This is a genomic window from Streptomyces sp. NRRL B-24572, from assembly GCF_002156145.1.
Taxonomy (GTDB): Bacteria; Actinomycetota; Actinomycetes; order Streptomycetales; family Streptomycetaceae; genus Streptomyces; species Streptomyces vietnamensis.
The window spans coordinates 1-12,261 of sequence record NZ_MWIG01000102.1; the positions used below are offsets into that span (position 1 = coordinate 1).

At 70.3% G+C, this 12,261-nt stretch carries 11 protein-coding genes and 1 riboswitch; of the genes, 5 read left to right on the top strand and 6 right to left on the bottom strand.

Annotated features, from left to right (window positions below):
* Positions 1 to 322 precede the first annotated feature (322 nt).
* Together CCN56_RS06425 and CCN56_RS06430 are read right to left on the bottom strand one after the other, a co-directional pair.
* Entirely contained in the window at positions 323 to 1,684 is a 1,362-nt protein-coding gene (locus CCN56_RS06425) for a trehalose-6-phosphate synthase (protein WP_086824429.1), read from the bottom strand.
* A 96-nt stretch (positions 1,685 to 1,780) separates the two neighbouring features.
* Positions 1,781 to 2,722: a glucosyl-3-phosphoglycerate synthase gene (locus CCN56_RS06430; protein WP_086824445.1), complete on the bottom strand. Its 942-nt coding sequence runs from the start codon at positions 2,720 to 2,722 to the stop codon at positions 1,781 to 1,783.
* Positions 2,723 to 2,843: 121 nt separating this feature from the next.
* Positions 2,844 to 2,991, top strand: a riboswitch (SAM riboswitch).
* Here CCN56_RS06430 and thrC point away from each other — a divergent pair.
* From thrC to groL, 4 genes are all read left to right on the top strand, one after another.
* Positions 2,985 to 4,295 carry a threonine synthase gene (gene thrC / locus CCN56_RS06435; RefSeq protein WP_086824431.1) on the top strand — a complete coding sequence of 437 codons (1,311 nt, stop codon included), beginning with the start codon at positions 2,985 to 2,987 and terminating at the stop codon, positions 4,293 to 4,295. It overlaps the preceding riboswitch by 7 nt.
* Positions 4,296 to 4,309: 14 nt before the next feature.
* Complete coding sequence (locus tag CCN56_RS06440; protein WP_055642141.1) at positions 4,310 to 4,585, top strand: MoaD/ThiS family protein; 276 nt, start codon at positions 4,310 to 4,312, stop codon at positions 4,583 to 4,585.
* 438 nt (positions 4,586 to 5,023) lie between these two features.
* Positions 5,024 to 5,227: a cold-shock protein gene (locus CCN56_RS06445; RefSeq protein ID WP_015035246.1), complete on the top strand. Its 204-nt coding sequence runs from the start codon at positions 5,024 to 5,026 to the stop codon at positions 5,225 to 5,227.
* A 396-nt stretch (positions 5,228 to 5,623) separates the two neighbouring features.
* Entirely contained in the window at positions 5,624 to 7,252 is a 1,629-nt protein-coding gene (gene groL, locus CCN56_RS06450) for a chaperonin GroEL (protein ID WP_041130483.1), read from the top strand.
* A gap of 92 nt (positions 7,253 to 7,344) precedes the next feature.
* On the opposite strand, the gene CCN56_RS06455 is transcribed toward groL, so the two are convergent.
* Both CCN56_RS06455 and CCN56_RS06460 read right to left on the bottom strand, forming a co-directional pair.
* Positions 7,345 to 9,030 carry a hypothetical protein gene (locus tag CCN56_RS06455; RefSeq protein ID WP_086824433.1) on the bottom strand — a complete coding sequence of 562 codons (1,686 nt, stop codon included), beginning with the start codon at positions 9,028 to 9,030 and terminating at the stop codon, positions 7,345 to 7,347.
* A complete protein-coding gene (locus tag CCN56_RS06460) occupies positions 9,020 to 10,690 on the bottom strand; it encodes a hypothetical protein (protein ID WP_086824435.1) in 1,671 nt (556 codons plus the stop codon). Before CCN56_RS06460 ends, CCN56_RS06455 begins: the two co-directional genes overlap by 11 nt.
* Positions 10,691 to 10,838: 148 nt before the next feature.
* Here CCN56_RS06460 and CCN56_RS06465 point away from each other — a divergent pair, with 148 nt between their 5' ends.
* A complete protein-coding gene (locus tag CCN56_RS06465) occupies positions 10,839 to 11,327 on the top strand; it encodes an SRPBCC domain-containing protein (RefSeq protein ID WP_256961811.1) in 489 nt (162 codons plus the stop codon).
* Positions 11,328 to 11,336: 9 nt separating this feature from the next.
* Here the strand turns inward: CCN56_RS06465 and CCN56_RS06470 are convergent, their stop codons facing one another.
* Positions 11,337 to 11,660 (bottom strand): deoxyxylulose-5-phosphate synthase, encoded by a 324-nt coding sequence (locus tag CCN56_RS06470; protein ID WP_086824441.1) that lies wholly within the window; start codon positions 11,658 to 11,660, stop codon positions 11,337 to 11,339.
* A gap of 41 nt (positions 11,661 to 11,701) precedes the next feature.
* A partial coding sequence (locus CCN56_RS06475) for a class I SAM-dependent methyltransferase (protein ID WP_107484104.1) occupies positions 11,702 to 12,261 on the bottom strand: 560 nt, incomplete at its 5' end.

Consider the following 12,261-nt stretch of genomic DNA (forward strand, 5'->3'; position numbering starts at 1 on the left):
ATCGTCTCCTCGCCGGAGCACGCGGACAGCGCATGGCGTCCGGTCGGCGCGACCGTCGCGCTGACCGGACGCCAGGCGCTGTCCGCGTGCTCCGGCGAGGAGACGATGCGCGACCTGACCAAGGGCGGCGCCACCGCGTACGCGTCCGTGAACTGGACCTTCGCCACCGACGGCATGCTGACCGAGTCGGCCGCGGCCTTGGTGGGGGCGCTCGCGGCCGACTCGGTCAGCANNACGGCAGCCGGCTCCGCCCGCGCCGTCGGGCGGAGCCGGTCGGCGAACCGGCCTTGAGGCCGCCCCGATCGTCCGCCGGGCCACCGGCTCACCGCTCCCGCAGCGCCTCCAGCTGGTCCAGGAACCACCGCTGCGGCGGGCGCGCCGTGGCCGTCGCCGCCAGGCGTTTCGTGCGGTCCGTGCGTTCCGACGGGGGCATCGTGAGGGCCTTGTGGAGGGCCTCCGCCGTTTCCGAGACGTCGAAGGGGTTCACGGTCAGGGCGTCCTCGTGGAGTTCCTCGTACGCCCCCGCCTCCCGGGAGAGGACCAGCGCGCAGCCCGTCTCCGAGACGACCGGTATCTCCTTCGCGACCAGGTTCATGCCGTCGCGCACCGGGTTCACCAGGGCCACGTCCGCGAGGCGGTACGCCGCCAGGGAGCGGGTGAAGTCGTCCTTCACCGAGACCAGGACCGGCTGCCAGTCCGCCGTGCCGAATTCGGTGTTGATCTCCTCGGCCAGGTCGCTCACCGCCGTCGTGTACGACCTGTACGACTCCAGGTCCTGGCGCGAGGGGTACGCCGAGGCCAGGTGGACGACCCTGTCGCGCCATTCGGGGTGCGCGGTCAGGAGTTCGCGGTAGGCCTGGAGGCCCCGCAGGATGTTCTTCGAGAGTTCTGTGCGGTCGACTCGGACGATCGTCCTGCGGTCGCCGACCTCCGAGCGGAGCTGCGCCAGCCTCTCGTCCACCTCCGGGCGGTACGCCAGTGCCCGCAGTTCCTCGCCGTCCACGCCCAGCGGGCACGCCGCGACCCTCGTGCGCCCCAGGTCGCCCGCGCCCTCCTCGAACGCCCTCGCCCAGGCCCGGGTGTGGAAGCCCAGCCGGTCCGCGCCCAGCATGCCCCGGAGGAGTTCCTCGCGGATGTCCGTCGGGAGCATGCCGAGGTACTCCGGGGACGCCCACGGCGTGTGCGTGAAGTGGGCGATGCGCAGGTCCGGGCGGAGCTCGCGGAGCTGCCCGGGCACCAGCGCCAGGTGGTAGTCCTGCACCAGGACCGCAGCCCCCTCCGCCGCCTCCGCCGCCAGCGCCTCCGCGAAGGCGCGGTTGTACGTGCGGTACGACTCCCAGCGGCGGCGGAACCCCGCGTCGAAGACCGGCTCCCGCGGGATGTCGTACAGGTGGTGGTGCAGGAACCACAGCACCGAGTTCGCGATGCCGTTGTACGCGTCGGCGTACACGTCCGGGTCGATGTCCAGCATGCGCACGCCCGGCTCGGCGACACCCCGCCGGACGGCCTCCCGGTCGCCCTCGCCGAGCGCCGCGCACACCCAGAGGCGCTCCCGGGCGTCGACGTCGATGGTGCTCAGGGCCGAGGCCAGGCCTCCGCCGCCCCGTCTGGTGTCGAGCGAGCCGTCCTCGGCGAGCACGTACGAGACCGGGCCCCGGTTGGATGCCACGAGCACAGTAGCCATGTGGCGAACCTAGCCCGTCCCGTAAACGCTCAAACGTACGTATACGAGACGGGTCGATTCGGCCACACGGAGTCGTCGCAGGCCGGTCGTGCGGCCTCACGCCACGCGGCGTCGCGCGTACTCCGCGATCTCGGCCATCGGCGGCCGCTCCTCCGTGTCCACCGCGTACGTCCGCGGCTCGAAGCCCTTCTCGCCCCGCTCGAACTGCGTCAGCCTCGGCCGTACGAGATGCCCCCGGGACAGCCGCAGCTGCGCCGTCCGGTAGATCGCCGCCGCCATCCGGCCGAGCGCCTGCCCGTCCTGGTGCCGGTGCTTGCGCACCCCCACGTCCACCTGCGCGAGCGCGTCCAGGCCCACCGTGTGCAGGGCGTCCACGAGCAGGCCCAGCTCCACTCCGTAACCGACGGGGAACGGGAGCCGTTCGAGGAGCGAGCGCCTCGCCGCGTACTCGCCGCCCAGCGGCTGCACGAAGCCGGCCAGCTGCGGCCAGTGGAGGTTCAGCAGCGGGCGGGCCACCAGCTCCGTGACCCGGCCGCCCTGACCTGGAGTGTCTCCGAAGGGGCGGTCGTACATCGCCTTCACGAAGTCCACGTCCGGGTCCGTGAGCAGCGGGCCCACGATCCCCGTCACGAAATCCGCCGAGAAGTCCCGCAGGTCCGCGTCCACGAAGCAGACCACGTCCCCGCTCGTCACCATCAGTGACCGCCAGAGCACCTCGCCCTTGCCGGGGACCGCCGGTATCCGGGGGAGTATCGCGTCCCGCGCGACCACCCGCGCACCGGCCGCCGCCGCCACCTCCGCCGTACGGTCCGTGGAGCCCGAGTCGATCACCACCAGCTCGTCGACGAGAGGGACGGACCCGGTCATCAGCTCGCGGCGGATCACGGAGACGATGTCCCCGACCGTCGCCTCCTCGTTCAGCGCGGGCAGGACGACGCTGACCCTCGTCCCCCGCTTGGCGGCGAGCACCCGGTCCAGCGGGCGGTCGGACACGGACCAGGACCGCCGGGCCAGCCAGCGCTCCACTTCCTCCAGCAACGTGATCTCCATCTCGCGGATCGGACGTCGGTCTCCACCTTCGAAGCCTTCGGTTACAGTCTTGAACAACGCGGATGCCCGATGCATGTCGGGGTGCCGCCCGCGTCTCACAATCGAATACCGCTCATCCAGAGGGGCAGAGGGAAACGGCCCGTTGAAGCCCCGGCAACCCTCCAGTCGGTTACCACTCGTCCTCCAGCGAGGTCCCCGGCTAGGGAAGGTGCCAAATCCGTCTCATGGCGAAAAATTCGTCATGGGAAAGATGAGGAGAAAGGGCCTCGCCTCCATGGCTGCACAGACCGCCGTACCCACCAGCACCGTCGACCTCGGTCCCGCTTCCGGGCTTTCCTGTCGCGAATGCGGTGAGGTCTTCCCGCTCGGCCCGATCTTCGCCTGCGAACTCTGTTTCGGACCGCTCGAAGTCGCGTACGACCTTCCCACCGGTGACCCCGAGGCGCTGCGCAAGCAGATCGAGGCCGGCCCCGCCAACATCTGGCGCTACGCCCCCCTCCTGCCCGTCCCCGCCGACGTCGCCGAGAAGCCCAACCTGAACCCCGGCTGGACCAAGCTCATCCAGGCCGACAACCTCGCCCGCGAGCTCGGCGTCGCCCCCGGCAAGCTCTTCGTCAAGGACGACTCCGGCAACCCGACCCACTCCTTCAAGGACCGGGTCGTCGCCCAGGCGCTCGAAGCCGCCCGCGCCTTCGGCTTCACCACCCTCTCCTGCTCCTCCACCGGCAACCTGGCCGGCGCCGTCGGCGCCGCCGCCGCCCGCGCCGGTTTCCGCTCCTGCGTGTTCATCCCGCACGACCTGGAGCAGGGCAAGGTCGTCATGGCCGGTGTCTACGGCGGTGACCTCGTCGCCATCGAGGGCAACTACGACGACGTCAACCGCTTCTGCTCGGAGCTCATCGGCGACCCGCTCGGCGAGGGCTGGGGCTTCGTGAACGTCAACCTCCGCCCGTACTACGGCGAGGGCTCCAAGACGCTCGCGTACGAGATCTGCGAGCAGCTCGGCTGGGTCATCCCCGACCAGCTCGTCATCCCGATCGCCTCGGGTTCGCAGCTGACGAAGATCGACAAGGGTCTGCAGGAGCTCATCAAGCTGGGCCTCGTCGAGGACAAGCCGTACAAGATCTTCGGCGCCCAGGCCGAGGGCTGCTCCCCGGTGTCGGCGGCCTTCAAGGCCGGCCACGACGTCGTGCGGCCCCAGAAGCCGAACACCATCGCCAAGTCCCTCGCCATCGGCAACCCGGCCGACGGCCCGTACGTCCTCGACATCGCCCGCCGGACCGGCGGCGCCGTGGAGGACGTCGACGACGAGCAGGTCGTCGAAGCCATCAAGCTCCTCGCGCAGACCGAGGGCGTCTTCGCCGAGACCGCGGGCGGCGTGACCGTCGGCGTCACCAAGAAGCTCGTCGAGGCCGGTCTCATCGACCCGAACCTCACCACCGTCGTCCTCAACACCGGCGACGGACTCAAGACCCTGGACGCGGTGGCCGAAACCTCTCAGGCGACCGCCACCATCCGCCCGAGCCTGGACGCGTTCCGCGACGCCGGCCTGGCGCTCTGAAAGGTAACGAAGACATGGCCGTGAACGTCCGCATCCCCACCATCCTCCGCACCTACACCGGCGGGCAGTCCGAGGTCCAGGCCGAGGGCGCGACCCTCGCCGAGGTCATCGCGGACCTGGAGAAGAACCACACCGGCATCGCCGCCCGCGTCCTGGACGACCAGGGCAAGCTGCGCCGCTTCGTCAACGTCTACGTCAACGACGACGACGTGCGCTTCGAGCAGGGCCTGGAGACGGCCACCCCGGCCGGCGCGGGCGTCTCGATCATCCCGGCCGTCGCCGGAGGCTGACCATCAAGCACAGTGCCGGCGGCTGCTGATCCCCGGCCGAGCCTTCGCCGAGGTCTACCGGTCAGTACGAATTGCCCCTTCCGCGCGATAAGCGGAAGGGGCAATTCTGCATGGTTGAGCGCGGTAGAGTTGGGGAAGTCCCCTCCGCTGCGCATGCCGGACGCATATGAGAATGCGTCCCCGCACGACAAGAAGCAGCCAAAGTCCCTGCGCGTTGTGTACGTTCTGCGCGCTTTGCCGGGCCCGACTTGCCCCGTGATCCAGGGGATTATCCCCAATTCCCCTTTCCGGCGCGCCCAGAATTCTCGGTCGAATGACCTGTTGCAGAGGGCAGTTGGGCAGATACATTCAGCGGCGGTCGACGCGTTCCGGCGCAGGGTCTGACCCGGGTCCGCGAGGTGCGGTCCCGCGCAAGGGCCAGTAATAGGGGAGTTAGGCATGGCTCAGGGCACCGTCAAGTGGTTCAACGCGGAGAAGGGCTACGGCTTCATCGCGGTAGACGGTGGTGCGGATGTTTTCGTCCACTACAGCGCGATCCAGATGGATGGCTACCGCAGCCTCGAAGAGGGCCAGCGGGTCGAGTTCGAGATCTCGCAGGGCCAGAAGGGTCCGCAGGCGGACATGGTCAAGCTCGCCGTCTGAGCGCGGCGCGATCGGCCACCGACGCAACGCCGTCGAGGGGTCCGCATCCCTGAGGGGATGCGGACCCCTCGTGCGTTCCCGGGCTCCTCGTGCGTGCCCGGCCCCCTCACGCCTTCCCGGGCTCCTCGCGCCTTCCCGGACCCCTCGTGCGTTCCCGGCCCCCTCCGTCCACCCCCTGGTCACCTCCCGAAACGCGAGAGTCGCTTGCACTCTCATAGGGCGAGTGCTAATCATTGGCGTTAGCACTCGGAAGGTGAGAGTGCTACGAGGATCGGGCAGACGAGGCCGCCGGCCGGGTGGGGCAAGGAACCACACGGAGTCGCGGAGGCCGTCCGTCGCGGGCGTCGGCGCGGTCCTGGAGCGTTATCCACCCCATGTCCGGGAGGACCACTTCACATGGCCAAGATCATCGCGTTCGACGAGGAGGCCCGGCGCGGTCTCGAGCGCGGCATGAACCAGCTCGCTGACGCCGTCAAGGTCACCCTTGGCCCCAAGGGCCGCAACGTCGTCCTCGAGAAGAAGTGGGGCGCCCCCACGATCACCAACGATGGTGTCTCCATCGCCAAGGAGATCGAGCTCGAGGACCCGTACGAGAAGATCGGCGCCGAGCTGGTCAAGGAAGTCGCCAAGAAGACGGACGACGTCGCCGGCGACGGTACGACCACCGCCACCGTCCTCGCCCAGGCGCTCGTCCGCGAGGGTCTCCGCAACGTCGCCGCCGGTGCCAACCCGATGGCCCTCAAGCGCGGCATCGAGAAGGCCGTCGAGGCCGTCTCCGGCGCCCTCCTCGAGCAGGCGAAGGATGTCGAGACCAAGGAGCAGATCGCTTCCACGGCCTCCATCTCCGCCGCCGACACCCAGATCGGCGAGCTCATCGCCGAGGCGATGGACAAGGTCGGCAAGGAAGGCGTCATCACCGTCGAGGAGTCGCAGACCTTCGGTCTGGAGCTCGAGCTCACCGAGGGCATGCGCTTCGACAAGGGCTACATCTCGGCGTACTTCGCCACCGACATGGAGCGCATGGAGGCGTCGCTCGACGACCCGTACCTCCTGATCGTCAACTCCAAGATCTCCTCCGTGAAGGACCTCCTTCCGCTCCTGGAGAAGGTCATGCAGTCGGGCAAGCCGCTGCTGATCATCGCCGAGGACGTCGAGGGCGAGGCCCTGTCGACCCTGGTCGTCAACAAGATCCGCGGCACCTTCAAGTCCGTCGCCGTCAAGGCCCCGGGCTTCGGCGACCGCCGCAAGGCCATGCTGAACGACATCGCCATCCTCACGGGCGGCACGGTCATCTCCGAGGAGGTCGGCCTCAAGCTCGAGAACGCGGGCCTGGACCTGCTCGGCCGCGCCCGCAAGGTCGTCATCACCAAGGACGAGACCACCATCGTCGACGGTGCCGGTGACAGCGAGCAGGTCGCCGGTCGCGTGAACCAGATCCGCGCCGAGATCGAGAACTCCGACTCGGACTACGACCGCGAGAAGCTGCAGGAGCGCCTGGCGAAGCTCGCCGGCGGTGTTGCGGTCATCAAGGCCGGTGCCGCGACCGAGGTCGAGCTCAAGGAGCGCAAGCACCGCATCGAGGACGCCGTTCGCAACGCGAAGGCGGCCGTCGAGGAGGGCATCGTCGCCGGCGGTGGCGTGGCCCTGCTCCAGGCCTCCAACGTCTTCGAGAAGCTCGAGGGCGACCTGACGGGCGACGAGGCCACCGGTGCCAACATCGTGAAGCTGGCCCTCGAGGCCCCGCTGAAGCAGATCGCGGTCAACGCCGGCCTCGAGGGCGGCGTCGTGGCGGAGAAGGTCCGCAACCTGCCCGTCGGCCACGGCCTGAACGCCGCGACCAACGAGTACGTCGACCTCATCGCCGAGGGCATCATCGACCCGGCGAAGGTCACGCGCTCCGCGCTGCAGAACGCCGCGTCGATCGCCGCGCTGTTCCTCACCACCGAGGCCGTCATCGCCGACAAGCCGGAGAAGGCCGCTGCGCCGGCCGGCGGCGGCATGCCGGGCGGTGACATGGACTTCTGATCCTGACGGATCGGCAGTTCATCGCTGAACGCGACGAGGGCGGCACCCCCACCAGGGGGTGCCGCCCTCGGGCGTTCGTCCAGCAGGGGTGATCAGCGCACGTCGACGTAGTCCCCGCCGGCCGCCGCCGGGGAGTTGAAGTGCTGGTAATTGCCGAAGCAGTAGATCCGCCAGCTGCCGTCGGCGCTCGCCGTCGCCTTCAGGGAGACCTTGCCGGTGGAGCCGGAGCGCCCGGAGGCCACGGTCTTCCAGGTCGTCGAGCCCTTCGGCTGGAACTGCAGGACGACCGGCGCGTTCCCGTACGCCCGCCAGGCCCCGTCCCAGTAGTGCTGGAGGCTGCCGGTGGCGGTCACGTACCCGCCCTTGGCGACCGGCTCGGGGCCGGCGTTCAGGGAGACGATCCGGGTGTCGTTGCGGGCGAGCCGGAAGGACCCGGAGCCGGACTCGGCGAACTGGTCGGTGGTCAGGTGCCGGACCCGGAACCAGCCGCCGCGGCTCTTGGCGGTGAGCGTGAACTCGTTGGAGTAGGCGGAGCTCACGTACGTCGTGGCGATCCGCTTCCAGCCGCCGTCGACGGACTGCTCCAGCTGGAGGTACTGGGCCACGGGGAAGGACGGGTTCGCTACGTACCGGGCCCGGAAGGTGCCCGTGACCGTGACCTTGCCGTCGGCGGAGAGGCCGATGGACGTGAGGTCCGTACGGGATTCCAGCGGAATGGCCAGCGGCCCCGTCACGTCGCCGAAGCTCACGTACCGGTCGGGGGAGTCGACCGTCCAGCCGCCGACGTACTCTCCCGAGGCGGCGACGAGCCGTGCGGTGAACCGGCCGTCCGCGCCCGTCCGCACGATCGCCGGCGGGGAGACGGTGGGCGAGGGGGTGCCGATGCGCACGCGGACCTGCTCGTTCGCGACCGGCGCGTTCCCGGCCGCCGGGTCGGTCATCCGGCCGCTGATGGTGACGGTCTGCCCGCTCAGCGCCCGCTTCTTGTCCGCGGTCGCCGTCACGGTCACCTTGCGCGGCACCCACTCGGAGACCGAGTCGTACGCGCGGACGGTGCCGTGGAGCTCGGCCGTGTCCGCCGAGACGGACGCCGAGAAGTCGGTCCGGCCTTCGAGGTCAGCGCTGGAGATCGGGTACGACCCGCCGGTGAACGCGCCGGTCCCGTCGGTGACCGTCTGCTCCTCGGGGGACTCCTGCGGGGTGTGCTGCCGGATCGAGACGCTCTGGCCGGTCAGCTGCACCACGTCCCCGGAGCCGGGCTGGATGCCGACGAGGGTGCCCGAGGGACGGGTGGTGCGGTCGGCATAGGTGGGCTTGGAGAGCGTGAAGTTCCGGAACTCCGGGCGCAGCCGGAAGTCGAGCTGCCCGGCGTCGGTGCGGGTGAGCTTGTTGCCGAGCGAGTCGGTGGCCGTGACGTCGATGGAGTACGTGCCGAGGGCCGGCATGGTGCCGCCGTCCTCGACGAGCTTCAGCGCGGCCTCGGCGGGCAGCCGGAAGGTGTTGGCGAGCGCCGGGTCCCAGGAGTAGTCCGCGGTGAGCGCCGGGATGTCGGCGAGGACGGTGTCGCCCTGCCGGATCCGGGCCGAGACGGTGGTGATCCTGGCCGAGGGGGCGTCGGACCAGGCGGTCACCTTGAAGGAGCCGCGCTGGGCGTCCTCGGTGACGGCCCGGCCGATGCCGACGGTCGGGGTGTCCTCGGCGAGGGCGGGGGCGGTCGAGGCGGCCAGGGCCACGGCCGCGACGGCCGCCGTCAGGGAGAGGCGGAGGTCAGCGCGCATCGATGTACTTCGCATTCGTCTCGCTGTAGAAGTAGCTGCCCGTGGTGTTGAGGTAGAGCGCCCAGGAGCCGTCGCCGTAGGCGGTGGCGCGGTAGCTGAAGTTGCCGTAGCTGTTGGTGGTGATGTCCTTGGTCACCCAGTACCACTTGGTGTCGCCCTTGGGCTTGTAGACCAGGGTCAGCTTGACTCCGCCGAGCGGCTTCCAGACGCCGTTGAGCTTGCGCTGGACGGTGCCGGAGACGGTCATCTTGCCGTTCACCACGGGCTGGGTGGGGCTGATGGTGAAGGCGGAGAAGCGGGTGGCCGTGCGGGCCCGCTTGAGGGCCGTGCCGGCCTTGGCGACCAGCTGGTTGGTCTCCGGGTGGTACACCCGGTAGAGCGCGCTGTCGTAGCCCCACGAGTTGAGGGTGTACTGGCAGTAGGTGTTGGTCCGACCGGAGACGAGGTTGCGCCAGGTGAGGCCGCCGTCCAGGGAGGCCTGGAGCGTCGTCGGCTCGCCGGTGGCGCAGTACCCGCTGCTGCCGAGCTGTCCCTTGGCGACGAGCCTTCCGTACTCGTCCAGGGTGATCGCGTACTGGCCGTACGAGAACTGCTGCGGGACGGCGATGTCGGTCCGGTCGAACGCGTACGCGCCGGGCTGGATGTACGCCGAGGGCCGGAGGAAGGTGTAGATCTTGTCGGTGCTGTACTCCGCGCGTGCGGAGAACGAGAAGGTGCCGGTGGCGGAGGAGGTCCCGCTGCCCAGCTGGTTCACCGGCGTCGCGTCGGAGTAGTTCGGCTCCCTGCCGGTCGCGACGACGGGAGCGCCCGGGAACGGCTTCCAGCCGCCGGCCGTGTAGCGCTCCACGTGGCCGCTGACCTGCACGTTCGTACCGGCGAGCACGCGGTACTTGTTCACGTCGGAGCTGATCCGGTAGATGACGGCCTCGGCCTGCACGCCCGGGACGTACGCCGCGTTGTCCGGGTCGTTGACGGTGCCGGTGGTGACCACGGACGCGGACCCGTTGCTGATCGTGGCGTTCGGCGTCATCGGCAGCGTGAAGGTGCCGTCCGCGCCGGTCGTGGCGGTGAGGGTCTGGGAGCGGTAGGCGGTGTCGTACAGGCTCAGCTTCACCTCCACCTTCGTGCCCTCGGGGGCGGCGGTGCGGGCGCCGGTGGCCGGGTTCCACAGGGTGGTCCTGCCGGAGAGCACGACCTTCCGCTGCTCGTAGGTGGTGGTGGCGCGGTCCCAGGACAGGCCGGTGACGCCGACGTGCGGACGGTAGGAGTAGGTGCCGCCGGTCCACTGCTTGGTGGTCTCGCCGGGCAGCCGGTACTCGACGCGGACCGGGTAGTCCCCGAGCGCCGTGCCCTCGGGGAGGGCGAACGGCTCGTCGGGGGTCCACGAGCTGTAGCTGTCCGAGGTGATCGCCTCCGTGGAGGCGAGGACGGCGGCGTCCGGGGCGGTGGAGGCCAGCACGCTGACCTTGACCCAGAGCGCGCTGGAGGGCAGCACCAGGTGGTAGCGACCGTTGTCCAGCGTGCTGCCGGTGGTGCTGTCCCAGTCCGCGTGCGCGGCCGGGGCGTGGATGACGGCGGGCGTGATGACGCCCGCCGAGAGAGCGAAGACGGCGGCCGCACGGACGAAGGCGTGCGGAAGCCTGCGCGTTGAGCGCGGCAAAGGGACCCCCCACAGGTCTGAGATCGCGGCCACGCCCTCAGCCGGGCGGCCGCGTGGCAGAACTTTAGCGCTCACCTGTTGAACATGTTCATTCCCTTTACGAGGATGCCGGGGCGGGGCGCCGGGGTGATCCTGGAATGGGCCCTTCGTGAAGGGAATCGGAGCGATGGTCACCCTCCTGACGACGCCGGCCGACCGCGAACTGGTCATCACCCGCACCTTCGACGCCCCGCCGGACCGTGTCTGGACGGCCTGGACGCGGCCCGAGCACGTACGGGAGTGGTACGGGGCGGCCGGGCTGACCACCTCCGTCGTCGACATCGACCTGCGGGCGGGCGGCGCCTGGCGCTGGGGCCAGACCGGGCCCGACGGCCAGGAGATCGTCTTCTCCGGCAGGTACGAGGACGTCGTCCCGGCGGAACGGCTCGACTACACGGAGGTCTTCGAGCAGATGCCGGACGCCGAGCCGGTCCGCGTGACCCTCACCTTCGACGCGACCCCCGACGGCGGCACGGCCCTGACCAGCACTTCCTTCTGGCCCTCGAACGAGATCAGGGACCAGGCGCTGGCGGCGGGCATGGAGACGGGGGTGAGGGAGCAGTACGACCGGCTGGCGGAGCACCTGAAGACGATGTGAGGGCCGGTACTACGGGACGCGGAGCAGCGCCTTCGCGATCGGCTCGCCGGTGCGGCGGGCGCGCGCCAGGCCCGCCTTCACCTCGGAGAGGGTCCGGGGCCGGTAACCGGGACCGCCGCAGCAGGACTTGTGGAAGCGGATGCCGGCGTGGAGCACGACCGAGAGCGCCCGCCAGGCCGAGACGTCCCGGCGGCGGGGCGGCGCGAAGGCGGAACCCGCGTGGATGAGGGTGCGCGCGCAGCGCGGACACCGCCGCTCGCGCCAGGGGTCGTACGGCTGCTTGTACGAGGCCCGGCACGGCAGACAGACGTATGAGGTCTTGCCGTTGCCCATGGGGCCCAGGGTAGGGGGCCCTGGGGCAGGGCCCCAGGGAATTACGGGCGGGGGGATGACGGGCGCTGGAAGAAGGCCGTCCAGAGGAAGGACTCGCCGAAGACAGGGGATTCGGCGGATCGAGCGTGCATGCGGCGGAGCTCGATCTCCGTCAGGTCGGAGAAGATCGCGCGGAGCGAGGTGTCGGTGTACGCGAGCCCGCCGTGCAGCTTGCCGTCGCGGTAGAAGTCGGCGTCCGGGAGTTCGGAGCCCATGCCGCCCTCGCCGGCCGCGAACGCGGTGAGGGCGAAGTGGCCGCCGGGGGCGAGGGCGCGGTCGAGGAGGGCGAGGTAGCTGATGCGGCGGTGCGGGGGCAGGTGGTGGAAGCAGCCGGAGTCGTAGATCAGGTCGTACGGGCCGTCGAGGGCGGCCGTGAAGGCGTCGCCGCACACGAACCGGACGTTCTCGGCGCCTGACGCGGCGGCCCGTTCCTCCGCCCAGGCGATGGCCGTGGGCGAGAGGTCGACGCCGGTCACCTCGTAACCGGCCGCCGCGAGGTGCAGGGCGTTCCGGCCGGGCCCGCAGCCGAGGTCGAGGACCTTGCCGCCGGCCGGGATCAGGC